Here is a 24,045-nt window from a genome sequence, read left to right as displayed (position 1 = left end):
GGGTGGAACAGGGGAGGGGAATGCGTCAGCCCTTGTGGAGCGACTGCAGGTAGGCGCGCCATCCCCCCAGCGGGGAGATGTCCTGGGCGCCCTCGGTGGCGATGGCCTCGCACAGGAAGCCCTGCACCGTGCGGCCGTCGTCCAGGGTGAGCGTGCCCATGCCCAGCGGCGGCGGCACCAGCGCGACGAAGCTGCCGTAGTGCGCGAGCGGCATCTCCCAGATTTCCAGCGCGATGCGGTGGCCGGTGCCGGGCGCCACGCGGACCAGGCCGGGCTTGGGCGGCGTGCTGCCGGGCAGGGCGAAGAAGCGGTAGTCGGGCGCGGTCCGGTCGCTGCGCAGCAGGCGGGCGCCGCGCTCGGTGAGCTGGCCGTTCAGCGGCATGCCCGAGAGGTGCGCGCCCACGACCGCGACCTGCACCACGGGCTCGGGCGCGAGGCCGGGGATGGCCACCGGCGCGGGCAGCGGCTCGCCGGTCGCGCCCTGCGCCAGGCCGCTGGCGTGGTGGTAGCGCTGGCCCAGTTCGGCCAGCTGCCAGTCGCTGCCGCAGGGGCCGATGAGCGTGATGCCGAAGGGCAGCCCGTCGGGGCGCAGGCTGCTGGGCACGGACAGGGCCGCGTAGTCCAGCAGGTTGACGAAGTTGGTGTATTCGCCCAGGTTGCGGTTCAGCGCGACGGGGTCGGCCTGCATCGCGGCGATGGTGTAGTGCGTGGGCGCGGTGGGCACCAGCAGCAGGTCCATGCGCTCCCACATCGGCTGCACGCGCTGGGCCAGTTCCCGCAGCCGCAGCTGGGCCTGCACGAAGTCCGACGCCGAATACTGGCGCCCGGCGGCGATGATGCTGCGCACCGGCTCGATGACCTCGGATTCGTGCGTGTCGAAGAAATCGCGGATGGCCGCGTGCCGCTCGGCCACCAGCGCGCTGCCGTAGAGCAGGCTTGCGGCCTCGGCCAGCGGCGCATAGTCGATCTCGACCGGGGTGCCGCCCAGGTCCTGCAGGCGGCGCACGGCGTCGGCGAAGGCGGCTTGCGCCAGCGTGTCGCCGAAGAACTGCAGCGGACTGGGCACGCCGAAGCGGAAGGCGGCGGGGAAGGGCCGCGACGCCAGCGCGAGCCGGCGCGAGAAGGGGTCTGCCGGGTCGAAGCCCAGGGCCTGCTGCAGCACCTGCGCCGCAAGGCCCACGCTGCGCGCGAAGATGGACACGCAGTCCACGGCCTGCGCCGCCGGCAGCACGCCCGCCGCGCTGATCAGGCCGCGCGAGGGCTTGAGCCCCACGATGTTGTTCAGCCCCGCCGGCACCCGGCCGGAGCCGGCAGTGTCGGTGCCCAGGGAGAAATCGGCCTCGCCGGTGGCGACCACCACGGCCGAGCCCGAGCTGGAGCCGCCGCTGACGTAGCGCGGGTCGATCGCGTTGGGCACCGGCCCGTAGGGCGAGCGCGTGCCGTTGAGGCCGCAGGCGAACTGGTCCAGGTTGGTCTTGCCCAGCAGCGAAGCCCCGGCACCCAGCAGGCGGGCGATGACGGTGGCGCTGTGCGCGGGCGTGCGGGCGAAGGCCGGGCAGCCGGCCGTGGTGGGGACGCCGGCGACATCGATGTTGTCCTTGGCGGCGAAGCGCAGGCCGGCCAGCGGGCCGGTGGCGGCGCCGGCGAGCGGCGTGTCCAGGCGGGTGATCCAGGCGGCGGGCGGGGTGGCGATGGGCAAGGGCAGGCTTCCTTTTGCAGGCTCTGCCGCAAGCTCCATGCCAGCCCGGATTCCGCCCGGTATCCCGGCTGGGATCCAAGTTGGTGCCCTGCGGGCGTTGCCGGCATCCCGCCGCCCCAGGGCGGGGCGCGCCGGTGCGCGGCGGGGGCGCCCCGGCCGCAGGGCCCGGGCACGGATGGGCTGGCGGCGGGCGCAGCGCCGGGCCGGGCGCCGACACGGCCGTCCAGCAGCAGCGGTGCCGTCCGACAGCCGGCGCGCGCGGGGCGCCGCAGCATGGGCCCATGCAAGACTTCCAGGAGTGCCCATGCCCACCGGCCTAGGTCCCGTCGACATCTGGCCCTTCATCGCCGCGCTGGCCGCGGCGCTGGGCGGCATGGTGTTCGGCCGCTACAGCCACGACAGCCGGCCCTTCTCGCTGGTCTCGGCCATCCTCTACGCGATCGCCGTCGCCGCCTTCCTGCTCGGTGTGGTGGCCTGGGTCACCCGCGGCAGTTGACGGCCAGCCCAGGCTGGGGGATAAGGAAAGCCGTGCCCGTTGACGGGAAGGAGACACCATGATCGACGCCTCGCAGACCCAGATCGCCAAGACCCTCTGGGACCAGTCCCGCGCCGCCGCCGTGCAGGCGCACGAGTCCTGGGCGCTGGTGATGAAGTCGCAGAAGAGCATGCTGGACGCCATGCGCGGCGCCGGCGCGCCCTTCGCGGCCGCGGCCGACCAGTACGACAAGCTGCTGGACTTCCAGGCCCAGCAGTACAAGGCGGCCATGGACTTCATGGACAAGCTGGCCGCCGAGTACCAGCAGATGCTCGCCGGCGGCGCCAAGAAGAAGTAGGCCGCGGCGCCCGGCCGCCCCGGCCCGGGCCCGCAGTCGGCGCGACGCGACAGTGCCCGGCCGGCGCGCGTGCGCCTGCCCATCCATGGATTGACGGGGCAGGGCGGCTACGGTAGCGTCAGCCGGTGACCTCGCCGGCCGTACAACAGCTCGAAGACGCCGGCCCCGTGCCGATGGCCGGTGCGACCGACCCGTCCGCGACCGCGGGCCCGGCGGCCGGCGCGAGCGCCCCCCTGGACACCGCCGGGCCGTCCGCCGCGCCGGCCTATCCCCGCCTTACCCCCGCCGCCTCCGCGCCACCGGCCTTGCGGGCGGTGCACGGCCTGCGTTCGCTCAAGGCCCGCATGCCGCTGGCCGTGTTCGTGGTCGTGCTGGCCTGCGTGGGCTCCATGGCCTGGTACGCCGACCGCCTCATGCACCGGGGCCTGGAGGCGGAGCTGCTGATGCGCCAGGCCGATTCCGCCCGCGTGCTGGCGCAGGAATTCGACGACGAGATCCGCGACCGCCTGAGCGCCGTGCGCCTGGAGGCCGCCGGCCTGCCGGCCGAACTGCTGGAGCGCCCGGCGGCGGCGCAGGCCTTCCTGGACGCGCGGCCGGCGCTGCAGACCCTGTTCAGCGGCGGCCTGCTGCTGGTCGATGCGAACGGCGCCCTGGTGGCCTCCACCGCCGCCGCCCATCCCACCACGGCGCTGGCGGACCAGGGCCACGTGCGCCTGGCGCTGTCCGAAGGCAAGGCCGGGGTCAGCCTCCAGCTGGACGGCGGCGAGCTGCCCCTGATGCATTTCACCGCCCCGGTGCAGGGCCCGCGGGGGCACCGCGTGGGCGTGCTGGTGGGCGACGTGGACCTGCGCCAGCCCGGCCTGCTGGACGAGCGCGACGGCAACTCGCGCAGCGGCCAGCACTACGTGGTGGACCCGGGCAGCCGCCGCGTCATCGCCGCCAGCAACCCGGCCCAGGTGATGGCGCCGCTGGCGCCCCCCGGGCAGCTGCCGGCCCTGGACGGCATCCTGCAGGGCCGTTTCGAGCCCGTGGTGTTCGAGCAGGACCGCCGGCCTGTGCTGGCCGCGGCAGCGCGCATTCCCAGCACCGGCTGGATCGCCCTGACCTACCTGCCCACGGCGGAGATCTTCGCCCCGGTGCGCACCGCGGCGCTGCGCCTGGGCAGCACCGCGGCGGTGCTGGCCCTGCTGATCGGCCTGGCCACCTGGTGGGTGATGCGGCGCGAGCTGCGGCCCATGCTGGACGCCTCGCGCCGGCTCTCGCTGGACATGCTGGGCGGCGTGGACCCGCAGCCGCTGCCGATCCGCCGGCGCGACGAGATGGGCCAGCTGTTCGAGGTCTTCAACCGCATGCTGGCCCGGCTGGCCGACCGCGACGCGGCCCTGCGCGACAGCGAGGCGCGCTACCGCGCCGCCTTCGCCACCAGTCCGGACGCGGTGCTGATCTCGCGCCTGTCCGATGGCCACGTCACCGAGGTCAACCCCGGCTTCCGCTGGATGACGGGCTGGGCCCCCGCGGAAGTGCTGGACCGCAGCACCACCGACCTGCAGCTGTTCGTGGACCCGCAGGCGCAACGCCAGATCCGCGAGCGCGTGCTGCGCGATGGCATGGTGCTGAACGTGGAGACGGAGCTGCGCGTGAAGGACGGCCGCGTCATCACGGTGCTGATCTCCACGCAGCGCGGCCAGCTAGCCGGCGACGACTGCCTGATCACCACCGCCCGCGACATCACCGACCGCAAGCATTCGGAGCGCGCCATCGCCCGCCTGGGCGCCGCCTATGCCGCGCTCAGCCAGTGCAACGCGGCCATCGTCCGCTGCACCAACAGCACGCAGCTCTTCGACCAGGTCTGCCGCGACATCGTGCAGCTGGCCCGCATGAAGCTGGCCTGGGTCGGCATGGTGGACCCGGACGACGGCCTGGTGCACCCGGTGGCCTGGCACGGCGACGGGGCCGACTACCTGGCGGGCCTCACGGTCTCGGTCGACGCGACCCGTCCCGAGGGCCGCGGCCCCACGGGCACGGCCGTGCGCGAGAACCGTTCCATCTGGTGCCAGGACTTCCAGCACGACCCGCGCACCGAGGCCTGGCACGAGCGCGGCGCGCGCTTCGGCTGGGGCGCCTCGGGCTCGCTGCCCTTGATGCGCAACGGCGAGGTGGTGGGCGGGCTCACCCTCTATTCCGGCGAGCTGGGCATCTTCGACGCCGAGATGCAGCGCCTGTTCGAGCAGATGGCGGCCGACATCAGCTTCGCCCTCGGCCTCTACGAACGCGAGGCCGCGCGCCAGGTGGCCGAGGCCGAACTTCGCAAGCTCTCGCTGGCGGTGGAGCAGAGCCCCACCGGCATCGTCATCACCGACCGCGACGGCGAGATCGAATACGTGAACCGGGCCTACCTGCGCTTCACCGGCTACGGCCGCGAGGAGCTGATCGGCCGCAACCCCCGCATGCTGCAGTCCGGCCGCACCTCGTCCGCCACCTACCAGGGCATGTGGAAGGCGCTGCTGGAGGGCCAGGCCTGGGAGGGCGAGATCGTCAACCGCCGCAAGGACGGCCGCGAGTACATCGCCTCGCAGATGATCGTGCCCCTGCGCCAGACGGACGGCCGCGTCTCGCACTACGTGGCGGTGTCCGAGGACGTGACCGAGCGGCGGCGCGTGGCCCTGGAACTGGAGCGGCACCGCCAGCAGCTGGAGCAGCTGGTGGCCAGCCGCACCGAGGAGCTGGCCGGTGCGCGTCGCGCGGCCGACGCCGCCAGCGCGGCGAAGAGCGAATTCATCGGCAACCTGAGCCGCGAGATCCGCGCCCCCATGCACGTCATCGTCGGCGCGGTGCACCTGCTGCGCGGCCGCGGCGCCGACCTGTCGCAGCTGGCCTGGCTGGACCAGGTCGACAACGCCAGCCAGCACCTCATGACCCTGTTCGACGACGTGCTGGACCTCTCCCGCATGGAGTCCGGCCGGGTCGAGCTGGCGCAGGTGAACTTCCGGCTGCCCGGCCTGCTGGAGGAAGTCGCCGCGCTGCTGGAGCCGCAGGCCCGCGCCCGCCAGCTGCTGGTCGAGCTGGACGGCCGCGCGGCCCCGCTGTGGCTGCGCGGCGACCGCGCCCGCCTGCGCCAGGCGCTCTTCAACTACATGGGCAACGCGATCAAGTACACGCCGTCCGGTTCGGTGGGCGTGCGCGTCACGGTGGAGCAGGAGCGCGCGGACGCGCTGCTGCTGCGCTTCGAGGTGAAGGACACCGGCGTGGGCATCCCGGCCGAGCGCCTGCCCCGGCTCTTCATGGCCATGGAAGAGGCGCAGGCCGGGCCGCACGAGCACGTGAAGGGCACCGGCCTGGGCCTGGCCATCAACCGCCGGCTGGCCCGCATGATGGGCGGGGACGTCGGCGTGCGCAGCATGCCCGGCCTGGGCAGCGCCTTCTGGTTCACCGCCTGGCTGGGGCGCGGCCTGGCCGAGCAGGGCGACGTGCGCAGTGATGGGGCCGGCCATGCCGATGCCCTGCTGCGCGAGCGCCACCCCGGCGCGCGCGTGCTGCTGGTCGAGGACGACGCGGCCAACGCCGAGGTCACGGTGGCGCTGCTGGAGCAGGCGGGCCTGCGCGTGAGCGTCGCCCGCGACGGCGCCGAGGGCCTGAACCGGGCCCGCGACGGCGGGTTCGATCTGGCCCTGCTGGCCATCGGCCTCGCGCAGATGGACGGCCTGGAGGTGGCGCGGCGCCTGCGCGCCATGCCGGGCTGGGACCGCGTGCCCATCGTGGCGCTGAGCGCCTACGCCGAGGAGCAGCGCGCCTGCCTGGAGGCCGGCATGGACGACTTCATCGGCAAGCCGGCACGGCCCGAGCTGCTCTATGCCCAGGTGCTGCACTGGCTGGACGCGCCGCGCCTGCCGCGCGACCGCGAGCCCACGGCGCCGCCCGCGCCGCCGCTGCCCGGCCCCGCCCGCGACGACGCGGAGTTCCTGGACCGCATGGCCGGCGTGCCCGGCGTGGACGCAGCCCGCCTGCAGGCCTGGCAGGGCCAGGCGGCCCGTTTCCGCCAGGCCTGCGCCGACCTGCTGGAGCTGCACGGCCAGGATGCGCAGAAGCTGGGGGCGCTGGTGGCGCGCGGGGATGCGCGTGGCGCGATCCGCGTCGCGCACGGCCTGCGCAACGCCGCCGGCATGGTGGCCGTGGCGCAGGTGGTGGACGCCGCGCGCGAGATCGAGCAGGCGCTGCAGCAGGACGGCGCGGCCGCCGCCACCCGCCTGGACGCGCCCCTGCAGGCCATCGCCCAGGCCCTGGAACAGGTGGCCCTGCTGCTGCCCACGCCGCGCGGCACGCCCGGGGCGGGCTGAGCCCGGCGGCCGGGCCGCGGCGCTACCAGGTGTCCACGAAGCGGTGCGAGGCGCGCACCGCGGGCGCCGCGGCGTCCAGGCCGCGCACCAGCCAGGCGCGGGTCTCGGCCGGGTCGATCACGGCGTCGATCTCCAGGGTGGCCGCCATGTTCATCGCCTGGCCGGCCTCGTACTGCCGCGCCACCAGCTCGCGGTAGAGCGCGTCGCGCGCATCCCCCGGCGCGGCGGCCTCCAGCTCCTTGCGGAAGCCCAGCTTGACCGCGCCTTCCAGGCCCATGGCGCCGAACTCGCCGGTCGGCCAGGCGACGGTGAACACCGGGGCATCGAAGCCGCCCGCCGTCATCGCCTGCGCGCCCAGGCCGTAGCCCTTGCGCAGCACCACCGCGAAGAAGGGCACCGAGAGGTGCGAGGCGACGACGAACATGCGGCTCACGTGCCGCACCTGCGCCTGGGCCTCGATCTCCGGCCCGACCATGAAGCCGGGCGTGTCGCACAGCGAGACCAGGGGCAGGCCGTGCGCGTCGCACAGCTGCATGAAGCGGGCGGCCTTGTCGGCCGCCTCGGCGTCGATCGCGCCGCCCAGGTGCCTGGGGTTGTTGGCAATCAGGCCGACCGGCCGCCCTTCGATGCGGGCGAGGGCGGTGACCATGCCGGCGCCGAAGCCCGCGCGCAGCTCCAGCAGCGAGCCGGTGTCCACCAGGCCGCGCATCACCTCGCGGACCTCGTAGGCGCGCAGCCGGTTCTCAGGCACCGCCTGGCGCAGCAGGCGCGGGTCGCCGGCGTCCCAGCGGGCACGCCGGCCCTGGAAGTAGCCCAGGTACTGGCGTGCCGCGGCGACGGCCTCGGCCTCGTCCTCGACCAGCAGGTCGATCACGCCGTTGCCCCATTGGACGTGGCTGGGCCCGATCTCCTCGGGCCTGAAACGGCCCAGGCCGCCGCCTTCCACCATGGCCGGGCCGCCCATGCCGATGTTGCTCGCCCGGGTCGCGATGATCACGTCGGCGCAGCCCAGCAGCGCGGCGTTGCCGGCGAAGCATCGGCCATGCACCACGCCCACCACGGGCACCTGGCCCGAGAGCGCGGCGAACTGGCTGAAGGTGTGGTTGTTCAGGCCGGCGACGATGGGCATGTCCACGTCGCCGGGCCGCCCGCCGCCGCCCTCGGCGAACAGCACCACCGGCCGCTTGAGCTTGTGGGCCAGCGCCAGCATGCGGTCCTTCTTGTGGTGGTTGCGCCAGCCCTGGGTGCCGGCGAGCACGGTGTAGTCGTAGGCCATGACCACGGTGCGCGCGGCCTCGGGCCCGAAGTCTTCGGCGTTGACCGTGCCCATGCCGGCGACCAGCCCGTCCGCCGGCGTGTTGGCGATCAGGTCGTCCATGCTGCGGCGGCGCGCCTGCGCCGCGACCGCCAGCGCGCCGTACTCGATGAAGCTGCTCGCGTCGCACAGCGCGGCGATGTTCTCGCGCGCGGTGCGCCCGCCCTGCGCGTGCCGCCGGGCCACGGCCTGCGGCCGGGCGGCGTCCTGCGTGAGCGCATGGCGCTCGAGCACGCGGCGCAGGTCCTCGCGCAGGGCGTCGGGGTCGGCCGCGGCCGCGTCCTGGCGCGCGTCCGCCGCCACCTCGCCCGGCGCCAGCAGCACCAGCAGCCGGCCCTCGGGCAGCATGTCGCCGGCCTGCCCGTGCAGGGCACGCACATGGCCGGCCTGCGGCGCGTGCAGCACGTGCTCCATCTTCATGGCCTCGACCACGGCCAGCGGCGCGCCGGCGGCCACGGCCTGGCCGGGCTGCACCTCCCACTGCACCAGGCGCGCGGGCATGGGGGCGCGCACGGCTTCCAGGCCCGGCGGCAGCGCGGGTTCGCCCGCGTCCGCGTCGGTGAGCCGGCCGGCAGCGGCCAGGGCCGGGTGCAGGCCGTCGTCCGCATGCTGCGCGGCCTGTGCCAGCAGCGCGGGCAGGTGGGCCTCGATGAAGCCCGTGTCCAGCTGCTGGGATTCGAATTCCGGGCGCGCCGCGATCGCGCGCAGCAGCCCCAGGTTGGTGGGCAGGCCGGTGATGCGCAGTTCGGCCAGGGCGCGGCGCGAGCGGCGCAGCACCTCGCCGAAATCGGGCGTGGCCGCGTGCACCACCAGCTTGGCGAGCAGGGTGTCGTAATGCGGCGAGGGCTGGGCGCCCGCGACGCCGTGCGTGTCGATGCGGATGCCGGGGCCGGCCGGCAGGTCGAAGCGATCCAGGCGGCCCTGCGCGGGGCGGGCGTGGCCCTGCGCGTCCAGGGTCTCGGCGTTCACCCGCCACTGGATGGCGAAGCCGCGCGGCGCCGGCAGCGCGTGCGCGGCGAGCCCCAGCCCGGCCAGGGTCTGGCCCTGGGCCACCGCCAGCTGCAGTTGCACCAGGTCCAGCCCGGTCACCGCCTCGGTCACCGTGTGCTCCACCTGCAGCCGCGGGTTGGCCTCGATGAAGACAAAGGGCAACGCGGTGGCGCCGAGGTCGACCAGGAACTCGAAGGTGCCCAGGCTGGTGTAGTCGACGGCGCGGGCCATGGCCAGCGCGGCCTGCACCAGGCGCTCGCGCAGCGCCCCGGGCAAGGCCGGGCTGGGCGCGATCTCGACCAGCTTCTGGAAGCGGCGCTGCAGCGTGCACTCGCGCTCGCCCAGGGCCAGCACGGCCTGGCCGTCGCCGATCACCTGCACCTCGACATGGCGCGCGTTGGGCATCAGGCGCTCCACGTACACGCCTTCGCTGCCGAAGGCGGCGCGCGCCTCCGAGCTGCAGCGCGCGAAGGCCTCGGGCAGCTCGGCGGCGGAGCGCACCGCGCGCATGCCGCGCCCGCCGCCGCCGCCCAGGGCCTTGACCATCACCCCGGCACCCTCCTGCGCGGCCAGGAAGGCCTGCGCCTCGGCCAGCGTGACGGCACGGTCCAGCCCGGGCATCAGGGGCACGCCGCAGCGCGCCGCCAGGGCCCGGGCTGCGCCCTTGTCGCCGAAGAGCGCGAGCTGCGCGGGCGTGGGGCCGATGAAGGCGATGCCCGCCTGCGCGCAGGCCTCGGCGAAGTCGGCGCGCTCGCTGAGGAAGCCGTAGCCCGGGTGCAGCGCATCGCAGCCCTGCGCACGGGCGATGGCCAGGATGCGCGCGGCGTCCAGGTAGGCGCCCGGGCCGCTCGCGCCCAGCGGCACCGCCGTGGTCGCGCTGCGCACATGCGGCAGGGCCGCATCGTCCTCGGCGTACACGGCCACGCTCTCCAGGTCCAGGTCGGCCAGGGCGCGCACCAGGCGCAGGGCGATCTCGCCGCGGTTGGCGACCAGCACACGGCGGAAGGCAGTCATGGGAGCGGGCATCCTTGGGGTGTCGGGCGACTATAGCGCCGGGTGTGCGGGCGGCAGCCCGCCGGGCGTTGCGCGGGCGACAGCACGGGCCGGGGGTGGCCGCCGTTGCGTTCGCACTGCATGGCCCGCGGCGGGCAGCGTCGCCCGCCGCGGGCCCACGCCCCGGGCGCACGCCGCGCTTGGACGTCGCCCGGGTGCGAAATCCCCCGCCCGCTTCAGGCCCGGCCGCGCGCCCGTGCCGCGAGCGCGGACACCCAGCCGCGGCGCGCCGGCGGATCCCCCGCCGCGGCCGGCGGCGTCGGCAGCCCCAGCACCTCGCGCAGCCGCTCCACCAGCACGCTCACGCCCGGCTCGGACATCATGGTGAAGTGCGAGCCCGGCACCCGGTACACCCGCAGCGTGCCCTGCACGTGGGCCTCCCAGCCCAGCGCGTCGCCGGCGCCCAGGTACTGGGTGTCGGCCTGGCTGGCGCGGAACAGCACCACGTCGCCCGCGTAGCGCTCGGGCGTGTAGCGCGACTGCGCCGCCACGAAGTTGCGGAACAGGTGGAACTCCAGCAGTTCCGGCGGCAGCTTCTCGCCGCGCGCGAGCCTCTCCAGCGCCTGCGCGTACTGCGCGTCCGCCAGCCGGCCGGCGCGCCGCCGTGCCGGCCAGTCCAGCGCGAAGCGCAGTGACCAGTGCCGCATCAGCCAGAGCTTGCGCCAGGCCGGCGCGCGCCGCCGCGCCGCCGTGGGCGCCAGCGTGTCGATCATCGCCAGCAGCGAGACCGCCTCGCCCCGCTCGCGCAGGCGCTGCGCCATCTCCAGCGCGATCACGCCGCCTGCCGAGTAGCCGGCCAGCCGGTAGGGCCCGGCGGGCTGCACGCGGCGTATCGCCTCCACGTACTGCGCGGCCATGGCCTCGATGGATTCCAGCGGCGCAAGCACGCCGTCCACGCCCTGGGCCTGCAGCCCGTAGAAGGGCAGGCCCGGGCCGAGCCGGTCGGAGATCTGGCGGAAGTTGAGCACGTTGCCGCCCGCACCGTGGATGCAGAACAGCGGCTGCGCCCCGGCGCTGCCCCGGCAGATCTCCACCAGCGGCGACCAGGGACGCAGCGGCACCACGATGGGCGCGGGCGCCCCCGGGCCGCCCTGCACGGGCGCCACCGCTGCCGGGCCCTGCGGCGAGGGCGCCAGCGTGGGCTGGGGCGCGGGGGCCAGGCCGGGCGCGTGCTGGCGCACCAGGGCCGCCAGGGCGCCCAGCGTGGGCGCCTCGAACAGGGTGGCCAGCGGCAGGTCCACGCCCAGCTGCTTGCGGATGCGGGCGAAGAGCCGCACCGCGGCCAGCGAATGGCCGCCCAGGGCGAAGAAGTCGTCGGCGGGCTGCACCGCGTCCAGGCCCAGCAGTTCGCACCAGGCGTCGGCCAGCAGGGCCTCGACGGGATCGCGGCCCGGCGCGGGGGCCGCCGCGGCGGCCGCGCGCACCGGCGGCGCGAGCGCGGCGCGCAGGGCGTCCAGGTCCAGCGAGGACACCACGCAGTCGCGCGAGCCGCCGTCGAAGACGCGCTCGAAGAGCTGCGGCGCCTCGCTTTCGCGCAGCCCGGCGTCGCGCAGCGCCTGCGCCGCCGTCACCGGCCGCGCCGGCGCCAGCCGGGACAGCGCCTCCAGCGCCACGGCGTGCAGGGACAGGCCCTCCAGCACGGCCAGCGTGCGGCCGGCCTCGTCGCACACCGTGACGTCGAAGCGCGCCAGCCGCGCGTTGGAGCCCTCGCGCAGGCGGGCGTGGCTGGTGAGCCGTGCCGCCAGCGGGGCGGCCAGGCGTACCCGCTCCACCGCCACGGGCGCCAGCACGGTGCCGGCTTCGCGCGCCAGCAGGTGCAGGCCGCAGGTCGCGGCCATGTCCAGCAGGGCAGGGTGGGCCGGGAAGGCCTGCAGGTCGGCCTGCAGCGCGGGTGCCAGGGCCAGCCGGGCGCGCACCTCGCGCGCGCCGCTGGCCAGCCGGTCCAGGTTCATCCAGCGCGCCCCGAACGCGACCCCGGCCTGGGGCCGCGGCGCCTCGCCCTCGGGCCCCAGGGCGGCGGCCACCGGGGGCGGCAGCACGGCGCCCGCCTCGAGCGCGGCCAGCTGGGCCCGCGCATGGTCCTGCCAGGGCTCCTGCGCCGACGCGCGGCTGCGCACGCGCAGCGCCCAGCCGGCGCCCTGCGGCGACAGCTCGGTGCGCAGCGTGCGCGACGCGCCGGGGGCCAGCACCAGGGGCGACTCCAGCGCCAGGCCCTGCAGGTCCAGCCCGTGGCCGGGCGCGAGCAGCGCCAGCGCGGCCCGCGCGAGCTCCACGTAGGCCAGGCCGGGCAGCACCGCCTGGCCGGCGATGCGGTGCTCGTCCAGCACCCACAGGCTGTCGTCCAGGCGGGCCTCGAAGGCCAGCGGCTCGCCCGCGACCCGGCGCCCCAGCAGCGGATGCAGCGACGGCCCCTCCAGCGCGGTGCCGCCCGAGAGCGCGCGCTGGGCCATGCCGATGCCGGACCAGGCGCCCCAACGCAGCACCAGCCCATCGGGGCGGGCGCCGGCCAGCGCGTCCAGGAAGGCATTGGCGGCGATGTAGTCGGCCTGCCCGGCCGGGCCCAGCCACACGCTGGTGGAGGAGAACACCGCGAACAGCGACAGGCTGCCGGGCGGCAGCAGCGCGTGCAGGTGCAGCGCGCCGTCCACCTTGGGCGCCAGCACGCGGCGCATGCGCGCCACGTCCTTGGCGGCCAGGGGCGCGTCGTCCAGCACGCCGGCCGCGTGGAACACGCCGTCCGGTGCGCCGAACCGGGCGCGGCTGCGATCGATCGCGCCGCCCAGCGCGGCCCGATCGCTGACGTCGGCCTGCAGCAGCAGCAGCTCGCCGCCGGCCGCGCGTATCGCCTCCAGGCGGGCCGGGTCGGCGGTGCGCGTGTCGCGCGCCAGCAGGGTGATGCGGGCGCGGTGGCGTGACGCCAGCCAGCCCGCCAGCGTGAGCGCCAGCCCGCCCAGGCCGCCGGTGATGAGGTAGTGGCCGCCGTTGCGCAGCAGCGGGCTGTGGCCGGCCTCGGCCGGGACCAGCCGCGGCAGCCAGCGCGTGCCGGCGCGGCGGGCCGCCAGCTCGTCGTCCGCCGTGTCCGCCTCCTGCACGATCTCCAGCGCGGCCTGGGCCGGGGCCGTGCCCGGCGCGAGGTCCAGCAGGCTGGCGCGCACCGCCGGCATCTCGCGCCGCAGGGCCTTCACCGGGCCCAGCGCCAGCGCCGCCAGCGGCTGCGTGGCCGGGCCCTCCACGCCCTGCGCGCCCGCGCTCACGCTGAGCAGGCGCAGCGGGGTGTCGGCCTCAGCCTGCTGCCAGGCCTGCGCCAGCCGCACCAGGGCCTCGAAGCCGAGCGCGCGGTCAGCGGGCTTCTGCGCCGGCCACAGGTGCAGCAGCACCTGCGGCGGGGCCGAGGCCAGCGCGCGCACCGCGTCCTGCGGGCTGGTGGCCACGCTGGCGCTGCCGCCCTGGTGCAGCACCTCGCGCAGCACGGCTTCGGCCAGCGCGTCGCGCTCGCCCACGATCAGCCATCGGCGATGGCCCGTGGTGGCCTGTGCGGCCGGGCCGGTGGACAGCGGGGCGGTGGCGCCGCCCTGCGCGGGCGCCCAGGCCAGGCGCTGGAACCAGCGCTCGCCCAGGGGCAGGCGCTGCAGCGCCGGCGTGGCATCCTGCAGCCGGGCCGCGGAACCCGTCGAGGTGGGCAGCGCCAGTGCCGCAGAAACGGTGGCTGCCGGCTGCGCCGCGGCCTGCAGGCCCGCGCCCGGCTCGATCCAGAAGCGCTGGTGCTCGAAGGCGTAGGTCGGCAGCGAGCAGCGGCTGCGCGGTGCATGGCCGCGCATCGCCGCCCAGTCGGGCGTGAGGCCGGCCGTCCAGAGCGCGCCGGCGGCCGCCAGCAAGGTGGCGAGGTCGCCCGCGGGCTCGGCGGCGCGCGGCGCCTGCGGGCCCGCGGGGCTGCGGGTGCCATCGGTGCCCACGCCGCGCGAGGGCTGCACGCGCGCGGTGGAGGCCAGCACCAGCGAGACGGCGCCCAGGCCGTTCTGCCGCGCCAGCGCGCCCAGCCCCTGGCCCGGCCCGACCTCGACCACGGCCAGCGGGCCCTGCGCCGCCAGCGCGGCCAGCGCGCGGTCGAAGCGCACCGGCTCGCGCAGGTGCCGCACCCAGTAGCCGGGGTCGCCCAGGGCCTCGCGCTCGGCCTCGCCGGTCAGGGCGGAAATGAAGCGCGGCGCATCCGCGGCGGCGGGGGCCGCCGCCAGGGCGGGCAGCCCGGCGCGGAAGCGCTCCAGCTGCGGGTCCAGCAGGCGCGAGTGGGCGGCCACGGCGATGTGCAGCGGCCGCGCGCCCACGCCCTGCGCGGCGAGCTGCGCGGCCAGCGCGTCCAGCGCCTGGCGCGCGCCCGAGGCGATGCACAGGTCGGGCGCGTTCACGGCCGCGATGTCCAGGCCCAGGGGCTCGCACAGCGGGCGCAGCTGGGCCTCCGACAAGTCCACCGAGAGCATGCCGCCGGCTTCGCAGGCCTCGAACAGTCGGCCGCGCAGGACCACGATGGCCAGCGCATCCGCCAGTGGCAGGGCCTCGGCGATGCAGGCGGCCGCGTACTCGCCCGCGCTGTGGCCCAGGACCAGCGCCGGGCGCACGCCCCAGGCGGCCCACAGCCGCGCCAGCGCGAGCTCCAGGATGAAGAGCGCGGGCAGCGCGCGCGAGGGCCGCGCCAGCTGCGCTGCGGCGTCCGGGCCGGGCTCGCCGAACATCAGCGCGCGCAGGTCCGCCGGGGCGTCCGCGGGCAGCGCGGCGAAGCATGCCTCCACCGCCTCGCGGAAGGCCGCATGCGCCAGCAGTTCGCGGCCCGCGCCCGGGTACTGCGCGCCGCCGCCGGGGAAGAGGAAGGCGACGCGCGGCGGCTGCGCGGGCGCCTCGCGCAACGCGCTGGCGGGCAGGGTGCGCAAGGCCTCGCGCAGGCCGGCGGCATCGCGCGCGACCACACTGAAGCGCGCGACGAAGCCGCGCCGGCCCACCTGCAGCGTGTGGGCGGCGTCGGCGGGGTTGAAATCGGCCGGCGGCGACTCCAGGAAGTCCATCCAGCGCTGGCGCAGCGCCTGCAGCGCGGCCGGGCTGCGGGCCGAGAAGTTGAACACCTCCCAGCCGCCGGCGGCCGCCACCGCGGCCGCGCGCCGGGGGGCCTCCTGCAGCACCACGTGGGCGTTGGTGCCGCCCACGCCCAGGGAGTTGACCGCCGCGCGGCGGGGCGCCTCCCCGGCGGGCCAGGCGCGGGCGCGGTCCAGCACGTGGAAGGGCGTCTGGGCGATCTGCATGCGCGGGTTGGGCGCGCGGAAGTTCAGCGTGGCCGGCAGCAGGCCGTGGCGCAGCGCCAGTACGGCCTTGATGAGGCCGGCCGCGCCGGCGGCGGTGTCCAGGTGGCCGATGTTGGTCTTGAGCGAGCCCAGGCCCACGCTGCCCGCGGCGGCGCCGCCGTAGGCCTGCGCCAGCGCCGCGACCTCGATCGGGTCGCCCACCGGCGTGCCGGTGCCGTGGGCCTCGATGTAGCCCACGCTGGCCGGCTCCACCCCGGCCACGGCCAGGGCCTCGGCGGCGGCGCGCGCCTGGCCGTCCACGCTGGGCGCGAAGTAGCCGGCCTTGCCGGCGCCGTCGTTGTTGACGGCCGAGCCCAGGATCACGGCCTGGATGTTGTCGCCGTCGGCCAGCGCGTCCTCCAGCCGGCGCAGCACCACCACGGCCGCGCCGCTGCCGAACAGCGTGCCGGCGGCGTCGGCGTCGAAGGCGCGGCAGTGGCCGTCCGGCGACAGGATCTCGCCCTCGGCGTAGCGGTAGCCCTGGCCGTGCGGCAGCTCGATGCTGACCCCGCCCGCCAGCGCCATGTCGCATTCGCCGGCCAGCAGGCTCTGCGATGCCATGTGCACCGCCACCAGCGAGGTGGAGCAGGCGGTCTGCACCGACACGCTGGGGCCGCGCAGGTCCAGCAGGTAGGACAGGCGCGAGCAGAGGAAATCCTTGTCGTTGCCGGTGTGGCGCAGCGAGAACAGGCCCACCGACTGCACCAGCGCCGGGTTGCTGAGCAGGTTGTAGGCCAGGTAGGCCTGCATGCCGCAGCCGGCGAAGACGCCGACCGCGCCCTCGAAGCGCTCGGGCACGTGGCCCGCGTCCTCCAGCGCCTCCCAGGCCACCTCCAGGAAGTGGCGGTGCTGCGGGTCCATGATCTCCGCGTCGCGGCGGCTGAAGCCGAAGAAGCCGGCGTCGAACATCGGCATGTCGGGCAGCGCCAGCGAGGCCGGCACGTAGTGCGGGTCGGCCGCCAGGGCCTCGGGCACGCCGGCGGCGCGCAGCTCCCCGGGCGTGAGCCAGCGCGTGGCCTCGCGGCCCTGGGCCAGCAGCGACCACAGCTCGCGCAGGTTGCGCGCCCCCGGGAAGCGGCCGGCCATGCCGACGACGGCGATGGCGCCGCCGCCCTGCGGGATCTCGTGCGAAGGGCTGCTGCTCATGCGGCGCGGCTCCCGTTGGCGGCGCCGCGCTGGCGCAGGGCGCGGCGCGCCTGGGCCCGCTGCAGGCCGTCGTCCACGGCGGTGGCGACGGCGGGCGCGGCGCCCCCGGCATGCGCGGCCAGGTGCGCGGCCAGCGCCCGGACCGTGGTGAGGCGGAACATCTCGGTCACCGGCACGTCCACGCCCAGCTGCTCGCGCAGGCGGCGCTGCACCTGCACCACCCGCAGGGAGTGGCCGCCCAGGTCGAAGAAGTTGGCGTCCAGCGGCACCTGGGCAAGGCCCAGCACCTCCTGCCACACCGCGGCCACGGCGCGCTCGGTGTCGCTGGCGGGCAGCGTGGGCGCCGCGCGCGGCAGGGCCGCATGCGGTGGCGGCAGGGCCGCGCGGTCGATCTTGCCGTTGGGGGTGAGCGGCAGCGCGGCCAGGGTCAGCACGGTGTCGGGCACCAGCGGCGCCGGCAGCTCGCGCGCCAGGGCCTCGCGCAGCGCGCGGCCGTCGGCGGTGGCGCCGGGCTGCAGGCCGACCCAGGCCACCAGCTGCGTGGCCTCGGTGCTGCCGGCTTCGGCGCGGGCCTGCACCACCGCCTGGCGCACGCCGGCCTGGCGCAGCAGCGCGGCCTCCACCTCGCCGAGCTCGATGCGGTGGCCGCGCAGCTTCACCTGGTGGTCGTTGCGGCCCAGGAATTCGAGCCGGCCGTCCGGGTGCCAGCGCACCAGGTCGCCGGTGCGGTAGCAGCGTTCGCCCGCGGCGTCGCGCACGAAGCGCTGGGCGTCGAGCTCGGGCCGCCGCAGGTAGCCCGGCGTCACGCCCTCACCCCCGATCCACAGCTCGCCCGCCGCCAGCGCGGGGCAGTCCAGCCCCCAGGCATTGCGCACGTGCAGCCGGGTGTTGGCGATGGGCGTGCCCAGCGGCACGAAGGCCTGGCCGGCCCGCACGCGGGCGGTGGTGGACCAGACCGTGGTTTCGGTCGGGCCGTACATGTTCAGCACCTCGCCCGGCACGCTCGCGCACAGGCGCTCGGCCAGCGGCGGGGGCAGGGCCTCGCCGCCGACCAGCAGCACCTGCAGCTGCGCCAGCGCGCTGCGGCCCTGCGCGTCCGAGGCCAGCACCGTGGCCATGGAGGGCGTGCACTGCAGGTGGGTGATGCCGTGCTCCTGCACCTGCTGCGCGACCGACACGCGGCGCAGCGCCGGCCGGTGCGCGCGCGCCAGCGCCATCAGCGAGGCGAGGCGGGGCAGCTGCGTCAGCACCGTGTCGGTGGCGATGCCGAAGTCGATCAGGCAGGCGATCTCGTCCACGCCGGCCTCGCGCACCCGGTCGACCAGGGCCAGGCAGCGCTGCGGCGTTCCGAACAGCGCGCTGCTGCCGTAGTAGCGCTCGAAGGCGTGGTCCAGCAGCGCGTCCATCTCGGCCTCGGTGGGGGGCGCCGACTCCAGCACCTCCAGCGGGCTGCGGCCACTGGCCTGCGCGCGTTCGATGAAGGCCGGGAAGGTCCAGGCCGCCTGCCGGATCAGCTCGACCGAGCTGCGCAGGTAGGCCTTCATGGGGCCGCGCACCGTCTCGCGCACCTGCGCGTCGTCCTCGCCGACGAAGCTGTGCAGCATGAGCGTGACGCGCCCGCGCCCCGGGTGGCCGGCGCGGCGCCAGGCGGCCTGGTAGCGTTCGATCTTGCCCGCGACATCGTCCAGCGACTGCCCGAGCAGGTGGGTGAGCAGGTTGCAGCCCAGCGTGCCGGCCTGCTCGAAGGTGGCCGGGTTGCCGGCGGCGGTGAGCCACACCGGCAGTTCGGCCTGCACGGGCCGCGGCAGGGTCTGCACCTCGATCGTGTCGCCCTGGGGGCCCGGGAAGGGCAGGCGCTCGCCGCGCCACAGGCGCCGCACGGTGTCCACGCCCTCGGCCAGCGCCTGGTGGCGCTGCGCGAAGGCCTGGGGCGCGAGCACGAAGTCGCGAGGCTGCCAGCCCGAGGCGAAGGACACGCCCACGCGGCCGTTGGAGAGGTTGTCCACCAGCGACCATTCCTCGGCGATGCGCAGCGGATGGTGCAGCGGCAGCACGCAGCTGCCGGCGCGGATCTGCACACGCGTGGTGCAGGCGGCGATCGCGGCGGCGGCGACGGCCGGGTTCGGGTACAGCCCGCCGAAGGCATGGAAGTGGCGCTCGGGTGTCCACACCGCCTCGAAGCCGTTCGCGTCGGCGAACTTCGCGCCTTCCATCAGCAGGCGGTAGCGGTCGGCGGCGCGGCTCTCGTGGTCGCTGGCGAAGTAGAACAGGCTGAAGGCCGGCGCCGGCCGCTCCTCGCGCACCGTGGGCGCGTGCAGCACCACGCAGAAGCCGCGCGCCAGCGTCCAGGCCAGCTCCAGCAGCGAGATGTCGAAGGACAGGCTGGTGACGGCCAGCCAGCGGCCCGGCGGGTCGTGCGGCACGCGCTCGTCCATGCCGGTGAAGAAGTTGAGCAGGTTGCGCTGGCTCACCACCACGCCCTTGGGCTGGCCGGTGGAGCCGGAGGTGTAGATGAGGTAGGCCGGGCGGGCGGCGTCGAAGGGCAGGGCGGCGGCCTGCGCGGCATCGCCGGAGGGTTCGGCCGCCGTCCCGCCGTCCACCGGGGCCGCGTCGCGCGGCGCGATCCAGCGCTCGCGCGCCAGGCCCAGCGTCAGGGCCTGGGCGGCTTCGCAGACCACCAGCCGGGCCTGCGAATCCTCCAGCATGTAGGCCAGGCGCGACTGCGGGTACTCGGGGTCCAGCGGCAGGTAGGCGGCACCGGCCTGCCAGATGCCCAGCATCGCGGCCACCAGGCTGGCGCTGCGGGGCAGGCACAGGCCGACCACGTCGCCGGGCTGCACGCCGCGTGCGCGCAGGGCGCGGGCCAGGGCGGCCGCCTCGGCCTGCAGCGCGGCGTGGCTGAGGTCGCGGTCGGGCGCGCGCAGCGCGAGGGCCTGCGGGGTGCGGGCCGCCCGTTCGGCGATGAGCTGGTGCGGCCCGCGCGAGAGGTTCAGCGGGCGGCCGCTGCCTTCGCCGCGGTCCAGGGCCGCAGCCTCGCCCGGCGGCGAGAGCGGCACCTCGCGCAGCGCGCCCCCGTGGGCCAGGAAGGCCGCGGCGAAGGCGTCGAACTGCGCGGCCAGGCTGCGCGCCACCTCGGCGCTCCAGGTGCCGGCCTGGGCGACGAATTCCCAGTGGCCGTCGGTGCCGGGCGCCAGGTGCAGCAGGAAGTCGCGCGTCTCCTGCTGCGGCCAGCGTCCCAGGCCCACGCGGGGCACGCGGGCCGCATCGCCCAGGCGCAGCAGCAGGTCCGAGGGCGCGGGGCCCGTGGCCTGTCCCTGGGCGAGCAGGGCCTGGGCCTGCTGGCGCAGCGCGTCGCAGGCGGCCTCGGGCGCGGCCTCGAAGCACAGGGCCAGCCAGGGCAGGGTCCAGGGCGCGAGGCCGGCGCGCGCCGCGTCCACGGCCTCGTCCTGCCAGGCGATCGCCAGGCGCGGCGCGGCGCACACCGCGCACAGCCAGGCGCCGAAGGCGGCCAGGGCCTGCGCCGGCGCGAGCCGCGTGCGCAGGGGAAAGCGCCAGGCGGCACCGCCGGGCAGCGCCGTGTCGGGCAGGCGGGCCGGCCAGGGCAGCTCCGGCGGCTGGCATTCCAGGGCCGGCCGCGCGAGCCGCTCGGCGGCGGCGGCGCGCCCCGCCAGGGCCTGCAGCGCCGCGGCGAGCGCCGGCGTGATGGCGGGCAGCACCTGGCCCGGGGCGGGCAGGTGCTGGACCGCAGCGGCCGGGCCGGCGCCGTTGCCGCCCGTGCCGGCCGCGTTGCCTGTGGCGGCCGCCGCGGCGGCCCCGCTGGCGTAGCCGGAGCCCCAGTCGGCGGGCTCGCGCAGCCAGCGCAGCCCCTGCAGCACCAGGGCGCCGTCGCCCGTGGCCAGCGTGAGGCCGTGTTCGCCGCGCTCCAGCACGGTGCCCGGTACGCAGGGCCGGGGCAGCGGCGCCACCCGTGCACCGCCCACCGCCAGCAGCCCCTGGCCGGTCCACAGCCGCGCCAGGCCCAGCGGGTTGAACGCATGGCCGAAGTCCAGGGCGCGCACGGTGCGCGCGAGCTCGTCGGCGCCACGCGCCGGGTCCAGGGTGCCCAGCAGGGGCGGGCGGCGGTCGCGGCCGAACCACTGGCGTTCGCCGGCAGGCTGCGGCACCAGGTCCAGGCCGCCGCCGGCGAAGGCGTCGGCGATGCCCTCGAAGGCCTGCACGCCGGCCTCGTAGCAGCGGGCGTTCAGCGTCAGGGAGCTGTCCTCGGGCCCCACCGCGAAGCGCAGCTGGCGCGCGATGCGGCCGCCATCCACGCGCAGGGTCATCTCGTGCCAGGTGATGCCGTGCTCACGCTCGCCGGCCAGCAGGGCCCAGGCGGTGGCATGCAGCCCGGCGTAGCGCGGCAGCGGGCCGTCGTGGAAGTTGAGCGCGATGCGGCGCGCGCGGGCCAGCACCGCCGCCGGGAGCACGCGCAGGTTGGCGATGCTCAGCAGCACATCGCACTCGGGCACGGCCTGGGGCGGCGCGTCCGGCGCCAGCCACGGGATGCCCTGGGACAGCGCCCAGTCCTTCACGTCCGGGCTGCCGCTCATCACGGCGGCGATGGTGTGGCCGCGGTCCAGCCAGGCGCGGGCGCAACGGACCAGCAAGGTTCCGTCGCCCACCAGCACAGCACTCGTACTGTTCATCTCCCTCGGTGCCTCTCTCGTGTTCTCGCTTCGTCGCGTGTCAAGGATGGGGTGTGGCGCAGTGCCCCGCACCCGCTCAGGGCGGCAGGTCGGCGGCGCCCGCGGGGGCCCGCTGCAGGCGTTGCCAGCCGCGTGCATCGGCGATGCGGTGGTGGACCACGCGCGGTGGCGCCGCGCCGCGCGTGGCCACGGCCAGTGCCGCGCCCGGCCCGGCGTCCAGCTGGCGGGCCCGCCCGGCCAGCGCGTCCTCGCCGGTCGCGAAGCGCAGCAGGATGTCCTCGCCGGCCGTCTCGCAGCGCAGCGGGGGGTTGTCCTGCGCCAGGCCCACGCCCATGGCCTTCCAGAAGGCCTCCAGCGCGGTCCAGTGGCGGAAGAATTCGGCCGGCCCGCGCGTGGGCGGGCCGGCCTCCCAGCGCAGCCAGGGCGCCAGCAGTTCGAAGTCGGCGCGGCTGGCCTCCACCGCCTCCAGGTCCACGCCGACGGCGGCGTCGGCCAGCGCCACCGCGACGCCGGCCCGGCTGCGGCTGAGGCTGGCCTGCAGCCCCTGCGCCTGCGGGTGGTCCAGCGCTACGGCGCCGCGCGGGCCGGTGCGAAACACCAGCTCGGCGGGCGTGCAGCCCAGCCGCCGGGCCAGCACCAGCCGGCGCAGCGCGTGGGCCAGCAGGTAGGCCGTCGCGTCGGCGTCGAAGCGGAAGCCCGCCAGGCGCGCGCGTTCGTCCTCGGCGAGCAGGGCCGCCAGGGCCGTGGCGTCCAGCCCGGGGGGCAGCGTGGCCGCCGCCGACCAGACCTCGACCTGCTCAGGCATGGCGGGCGTCGCGCCGGGGCGCCGGCATGCGCTGGGCATGCGCACGGCGCCAGGCCTGGTTCGTGCGCGAGATCGCGTGGCTCCAGGCCTCGAAGGCCTGTGCGCGGGCCGGCGTGCCCGAGGGCAGGCCCTGCATGCGGTCCCAGGCTTCACGCTCGTGCGCGACGCACTGCTCGTAGTCATCCGCGAACGCGGCATCGGTGGACAGGGTGTTCATGTTGGCAGAGCCACAATGTGCGCCCAAGCGCAGCTCTTCCTGGGTGCCAAGGACGAGATTCCGCCCCCGTCCTACACGCGCATCGGAAGGCGCCTCAGTCCAGCAGGGCGCGTCTCAGGGGTTCCACCCATTGGCCGTTGGCGGGAGACCACACGCCGAAGGTCGAGGCCAGTTCCCAGTAGGTCCAGCCGATGCCGCGCTTCTCGGCTTCGTCGCGCACCAGCCGGGTGTAGGCCGCGCGCGAGTCGATGTCGGCCTTCTCGAAAGCGCCGAATTCGCCCAGGTGCAGGGGCACGCCGTGCGCCTGGCTCCAGCGCTGCGCCTTGTCCAGGGCGTCCTCCACCTTGCGCCGCTGTCCGGCATCGCAGCAGCGCGTGCCCACGGGGAAGGGCTTGGCGAGGTAGTCGATGCCCTGGTGGGTGAAGTCGAAGGGGTCGTAGTTGTGGATGGAGACGATGAGGTTGCGGTCGGCCGGCAGGCGCAGCCGGGGCAGCTCGTCCACCGAGTTCCAGCCGCCCGGGCCGATCATCACGGTGCGCGTGGGGTTGCTCTCGCGCACGGCGGCCAGGGCCTGCGCGGCCAGCCGGTTCCAGGGCTCGCCGTCCAGGCGCCCGTGCGGCTCGTTGAGCAGCTCGAAGATGAGCCGCGGCGGCCGGTCGCGGTAGCGCGTGGCGATCTGCTTCCACAGGTTGATGAGGCGCTGGTCGACCACGGCGGGGTCCACCGTCTGCTCGTGCGGGTGCGGCGGGTCGCCCGAGATCTGCGTGTAGTGGTGCACGTCGAGGATGACGTAGGCGCCGCGCGCCAGCAGCGCATCCACGGCCTGGTCCACCCGGGCCGCGAACTTGGGGTCCAGCGTGGCGTCGGCCGTGGGCGCGGCGTGGTTGCTCCAGCGCACGGGCAGGCGCACGGTGTTGAAGTTGTCCGCCGCGAGGTCGATGTAGGCGGGCTCCAGCTTGACGCCCCAGTCGCCCTCGCGCGGCGCGTCCAGCATGTTGCCCAGGTTGATGCCGCGGCCCAGGCGCCCGGCGATGGCGCAGGTCTCGCGCGAGACCTGCGTGCAGGCGATGGGCACCTGGGTGACGTGGGGCGGCGGGGCGGCGCAGGCCAGCGTGCCCGCGAGCGCCAGCACAGCCGTGAGAGAATGGATCGCTCGGTTCATCGGGCGGGATTGTGGTGGGCTGCTGGCCCATCGCGGCGCTGCGCGAGGCAGGTCGCGGCGGCGTCCTACGGGAGCGCACCGTGACAATTTCCCGCGCCACATGTAAGCGGCCGAACACGGCGGCAGCACCCGTAACTTGTGCATCGCGCCGGCCGCTGCCCAGCGGTGATCCCAGGCCCTCCCGAACATCGTTTCTCCCGCTGGCTCAGCCATTGCGGCGCGACCGTTCGCGTGGCATCTCGTTCGATGACGAGGTGTAAGAGCGGCGTCAATTGCTTACGGAACGTCAGACGATACCTAAGGGCTGCGTAGGTGCCGTCCTACTAGCATCCGGGCCACGGTCGAGCCATGACTCTTCCGCTTTCTTTCGGGATGTGAGCAGTACCATGCAAAGACGAGATTTCACCAAGGCCGCCGCCGCCAGCGCGGGTGTTGCAGCTGCAGGCGCCGGTTACGCGCATTACCTGCGCCCCAAGAAG

10 protein-coding genes are annotated in these 24,045 nt (G+C 75.9%); 3 read left to right on the top strand and 7 right to left on the bottom strand.

Features of this window, described 5'->3' with window-relative positions:
* Positions 1–25: 25 nt before the first annotated feature.
* The gene (gene atzF, locus IM725_RS14335; protein ID WP_193781319.1) at positions 26–1,738 is read right to left on the bottom strand and encodes an allophanate hydrolase; all 1,713 of its coding nucleotides are present in this window, start codon (positions 1,736–1,738) and stop codon (positions 26–28) included.
* A 265-nt stretch (positions 1,739–2,003) separates the two neighbouring features.
* On the opposite strand from atzF, the gene IM725_RS14330 reads away from it, so the two are divergent.
* The 3 genes from IM725_RS14330 to IM725_RS14320 all read left to right on the top strand — a co-directional run bounded on the left by IM725_RS14330 (position 2,004) and on the right by IM725_RS14320 (position 6,866).
* A complete protein-coding gene (locus IM725_RS14330; RefSeq protein WP_193781318.1) occupies positions 2,004–2,195 on the top strand; it encodes a hypothetical protein in 192 nt (63 codons plus the stop codon).
* 58 nt (positions 2,196–2,253) lie between these two features.
* Positions 2,254–2,532 carry a hypothetical protein gene (locus IM725_RS14325; RefSeq protein WP_193781317.1) on the top strand — a complete coding sequence of 93 codons (279 nt, stop codon included), beginning with the start codon at positions 2,254–2,256 and terminating at the stop codon, positions 2,530–2,532.
* 125 nt (positions 2,533–2,657) lie between these two features.
* On the top strand, positions 2,658–6,866 hold the full coding sequence (locus IM725_RS14320) for a PAS domain S-box protein (protein WP_193781316.1): 4,209 nt from the start codon (positions 2,658–2,660) through the stop codon (positions 6,864–6,866).
* A 22-nt stretch (positions 6,867–6,888) separates the two neighbouring features.
* Here IM725_RS14320 and IM725_RS14315 read toward each other — a convergent pair whose 3' ends face one another.
* The 6 genes from IM725_RS14315 to IM725_RS14290 form a co-directional block, all read right to left on the bottom strand.
* Complete coding sequence (locus tag IM725_RS14315) at positions 6,889–10,185, bottom strand: acetyl-CoA carboxylase family protein (RefSeq protein ID WP_407692528.1); 3,297 nt, start codon at positions 10,183–10,185, stop codon at positions 6,889–6,891.
* 215 nt (positions 10,186–10,400) lie between these two features.
* Positions 10,401–16,697, bottom strand: a complete 6,297-nt coding sequence (locus IM725_RS14310; protein WP_193781314.1) for a type I polyketide synthase — start codon at positions 16,695–16,697, stop codon at positions 10,401–10,403.
* A complete protein-coding gene (locus tag IM725_RS14305) occupies positions 16,694–21,382 on the bottom strand; it encodes a MupA/Atu3671 family FMN-dependent luciferase-like monooxygenase (protein WP_193781313.1) in 4,689 nt (1,562 codons plus the stop codon). Before IM725_RS14305 ends, IM725_RS14310 begins: the two co-directional genes overlap by 4 nt.
* A 76-nt stretch (positions 21,383–21,458) precedes the next feature.
* On the bottom strand, positions 21,459–22,187 hold the full coding sequence (locus IM725_RS14300) for a 4'-phosphopantetheinyl transferase family protein (protein ID WP_193781312.1): 729 nt from the start codon (positions 22,185–22,187) through the stop codon (positions 21,459–21,461).
* Positions 22,180–22,404, bottom strand: coding sequence for a hypothetical protein (locus IM725_RS14295; RefSeq protein ID WP_193781311.1), 225 nt, complete (start codon positions 22,402–22,404; stop codon positions 22,180–22,182). The genes IM725_RS14300 and IM725_RS14295 overlap by 8 nt, the downstream gene beginning before the upstream one ends.
* 94 nt (positions 22,405–22,498) lie before the next feature.
* Positions 22,499–23,566 carry a glycoside hydrolase family 5 protein gene (locus IM725_RS14290; protein ID WP_193781310.1) on the bottom strand — a complete coding sequence of 356 codons (1,068 nt, stop codon included), beginning with the start codon at positions 23,564–23,566 and terminating at the stop codon, positions 22,499–22,501.
* Between the last annotated feature and the right edge of the window lie 479 nt (positions 23,567–24,045).

The sequence above is a fragment of the Ramlibacter aquaticus genome (assembly GCF_015159745.1).
GTDB lineage: Bacteria > Pseudomonadota > Gammaproteobacteria > Burkholderiales > Burkholderiaceae_C > Ramlibacter > Ramlibacter aquaticus.
The sequence above is the reverse complement of the archived record's forward strand: the minus strand, read 5'-3'. Positions and strand labels throughout refer to the sequence as shown.